Raw genomic sequence first — 1,559 nt, forward strand, 5'->3', positions numbered from 1 at the left:
TAGTTAAGTCCATATAATTGTGTAAAAAGGGAAATAGAAAAAGAGCCATGTTGCTTCCCCTTTGGTAGAATAAACAGTGGACCAAAAACACCAAACATAAGGAGGAATGCAACCATGGCTCAATATCATATTACCCTAAATGATGAACTTTTGCACGGGTTATTCACCAGAGATGAGGGATTAGCTAAGCTATTGGAACAAGTCCTGAATCAAATCCTCGAGGCCCAAGTAGAAGAACAGCTGGGGGCTCGCCGTTATGAACGGACGGAAGAACGAAAAGGCTATCGAAACGGTTCGTATCCACGCCAGCTGACGACCCGGGTGGGACGGTTGACCTTGCGCGTTCCACGGACAAGAGATGGAGAGTTCTCTACGGAACTGTTCCAACGGTATCAACGGAGCGAACAAGCTCTGGTACTGGCACTCATGGAAATGGTGGTAAACGGGGTGTCTACCCGAAAAATCACTCAAATCACGGAGGAATTATGCGGCACTTCGTTTTCCAAATCCACGGTTTCCTCGCTGTGCAAGGGGCTGGATCCGATGATCCAAGACTGGAATCACCGTTCCCTTCATGAACACGTGTATCCGTTTGTGCTAGTAGATGCTATTTATACGAAAGTCCGGGAGGATGGACGAGTACGCTCCAGAGCCGTGTTGATCGCTACAGGAGTGAATGAGGAAGGATATCGGGAAATTCTTGGCCTGCAAATCGGAAACAGTGAATCGGAGTCCAGCTGGAGCGAGTTCTTCGGATGGCTGAAAGACCGGGGACTCCGGGGAGTGGACTTGATCATCTCGGATCAGCACGGTGGGCTGGTGCAAGCCATTGAAAAGCATTTCCAAGGCGCTACATGGCAGCGATGCCAGACACATTTTATTCGCAATATCCTCGATGCCGCACCAAAGTATATGCAGGATGCCTTGCTTGAGGAGATTCGCGGGATTCTTCACGCCCCCAATAAGCAGGCGGCCCGGCTGTTATTGGAACAAGTGCTGGCCAAATGGGAAGAAAAAGCCCCAAAAGCCATGCAAATCCTTGAAGAGGGATTCGAAGACGCCACGGCTGTCTTGGACTATCCGGAGCGTTACCGGCGGCGCCTGCGCACAACCAATGGCATCGAACGGCTCAATGAGGAAATCCGCCGCAGAGAACGGGTGATCCGCATTTTTCCGAACCGGGAATCGGTGTATCGCCTCGTAGGCGCCGTGTTGATCGAAATGGACGAAAAATGGATATCGGGACGCAAATACCTGGATATGTCCGACTATTGGCAGTGGCGGAAAACGAAAGAGTTAGGCGTTCAAACGATGAATCAGGAAGTTTCGGCGATCAAGAAAGTGGGATAATTTCTTCGACGTGTCAAGGAGAACGTGAAATACCTCGGAAGCGAGGAGTTGCCGCGAAAGCGCCGACACACCTGTACTTTGACAACAATGATCATTAGTCCGGGAAGGCGACCGGCAGGGAGACTTGCCGGACTTACCTGCCATACGTCAGGTCATCAGGTCCATGTTGTCTATCAAAGGGGAATTTACACAATAATTTGGACTTGACC

1 protein-coding gene is annotated in these 1,559 nt (G+C 50.3%); it reads left to right on the plus strand.

Features of this window, described 5'->3' with window-relative positions; genetic code table 11:
* The first annotated feature begins 114 nt into the window (after positions 1-114).
* Complete coding sequence (locus ETR37_RS17800) at positions 115-1,350, plus strand: IS256 family transposase (protein WP_129447615.1); 1,236 nt, start codon at positions 115-117, stop codon at positions 1,348-1,350.
* The last annotated feature ends 209 nt before the right edge of the window (positions 1,351-1,559 follow it).

This window comes from Geobacillus sp. PK12 (genome assembly GCF_004123125.1).
Classification (GTDB): Bacteria; Bacillota; Bacilli; order Bacillales; family Anoxybacillaceae; genus Geobacillus; species Geobacillus zalihae.